Origin of the sequence: Paraburkholderia sp. JHI869, from assembly GCF_038900775.1 — a bacterium.
Lineage (GTDB): Bacteria > Pseudomonadota > Gammaproteobacteria > Burkholderiales > Burkholderiaceae > Paraburkholderia.
The window spans coordinates 1-1644 of record NZ_JAYMSC010000084.1; the positions used below are offsets into that span (position 1 = coordinate 1).

1 protein-coding gene is annotated in these 1644 nt (G+C 64.0%); it reads right to left on the reverse strand.

Features of this window, described 5'->3' with window-relative positions; genetic code table 11:
* Window positions 1–110: 110 nt before the first annotated feature.
* Window positions 111–1544 (reverse strand): ISNCY family transposase, encoded by a 1434-nt coding sequence (locus VSR72_RS43930; RefSeq protein WP_342958411.1) that lies wholly within the window; start codon window positions 1542–1544, stop codon window positions 111–113.
* Window positions 1545–1644: the final 100 nt, after the last annotated feature.

The window sequence follows — 1644 nt, forward strand, 5'->3', positions numbered from 1 at the left end:
GCCAGATACAGATGTCGTCCTGCCAGCCATTTACAGATGTCGCATCTTTCTCTGTTTCTGTGTTCACTCATTGTTGAAGGTCAGCGGTTGAAGCAGCAGGGCGCCTGCGTTCAGCGGACCCTGGCTGACCGCGGGCCAGGTTTGGATGACTGAACTGCTGCAGTCTTGCGCTGCGCGAGTTTCACAATGACGCCCTCCATGTCTGCCTGCGTGAACTCGCGCGTCTTCTTCGTGCCCGCCACGCGCTCAGCCTGGCGCACCTCGATGCCGCGGTTGGTGCGCGAGGGCGAGCCCGACGCCCGCCGGTCATCGCGTTGCGCCTGCAGCGCCTGCGCCACCTCCAGTGCGTGCGCCAGGCGCTTGTGCTCGATCACCGCGCCCTGGTCCACCTCGGTGAGCCGGTCATACTCGCGATACGGCAGCACACGACCTTCAGCGCGGATCTCGATGCGCCCGTCCGGATACTCCCAGACCTCGATATAGCGGTGCACCAGCTTCCGGTTCTGCGGCGTATCGTCGAGCAGGTACATCACCCGGTCGTACTGCACCGTGAGCGACTTCGTCACACGCCGCGTTTCGCGCCAGGTGAGCAGGGCGTCGAGATCCTCGTCCTCACGTAGCGGCCGATGCGCATCAAAGCCGCTCTTCGGTGGCTTCGCAAAGCGCGTGTTGTAGGCACGCATGAAGGCGGGCGCATACGCATTGGCCTCGGTAACCGTGCTGATGCTGCGCAGGCGCAATTCCTTCACCAGGCGGTCCTGCAACGTCAGGTGCGCCCGCTCCACGCGCCCCTTGGCAGAACTCGAGTTCGCGCAGAACGTGTCGATGTTCAGTTCGTACATCGCGCGTCCAAAGTGCGTCACGCTGCGTCCGGTCTTGCTGGCAGTCGGGCTGCGGAACACGCTGGCCTTGTCGCTGTACAGCGCCACCGGTTTGCCATGACGCTCCAGATACGCACGCGTGGCCTCGAAGTAGCTGAAGGTCGACTCCGTAGCCGTGAAATGCAGGTGCATGATGCGGCTCGTCGCGTCATCCACGTACACCAGCAGCGTGCAGGCCGGCGCGCGCTCCTCGAACCAGCGGTGGTCGCTGCCGTCGATCTGGATCAGTTCGCCCAGGCACGCGCGGCGTGCACGTGGCTGGTAGACCTTCGGCGGGCGCTGGGCCCGCGGAATCCATAGCCCGGCGTCCGTCATGAGCTTCCTGAGCGTTTCCTTCGCCAACTGGATGCCATGGCATTCGGCGAGCTTCTCGGCGGCCAGCGTCGGCCCAAAATCGGCGTAGCGCTCGCGGATGATGGTCAGTGCCCGTAACGCCAGACCTTCGTCGAGCTTGCGGTTACCTGGCCGTCCACGCCGTCCCGAAGCCACGCCGCCGGGTCCGTGCTCGCGATACCGGATCAGCAGCCGCTCGACCTGGCGTACGCTCAGGCCTAGCCGTTCAGCGGCGCGCCCGGGCTTCAAACCCGTCTCGGCCACCGCCTGGATCACCTTGAGTCGGTCAAGCTCTCGCATCGTCAGTGTCACCAGTTCGCCTGGTCGCATGGCTGGCTCCGCAGTTCGCACGAGCCGACCAGCATGCCAGTGGTCAAAAACACGACATCTGTAAATAGCCAGAACACGACATTAGGATATAGCTCCTACA

What these genes read in the sequence shown, in the direction of transcription:
- VSR72_RS43930 (WP_342958411.1), bottom strand. Translation starts at nt 1,544, where the DNA reads ATGCGACCAGGCGAACTGGTGACACTGACGATGCGAGAGCTTGACCGA.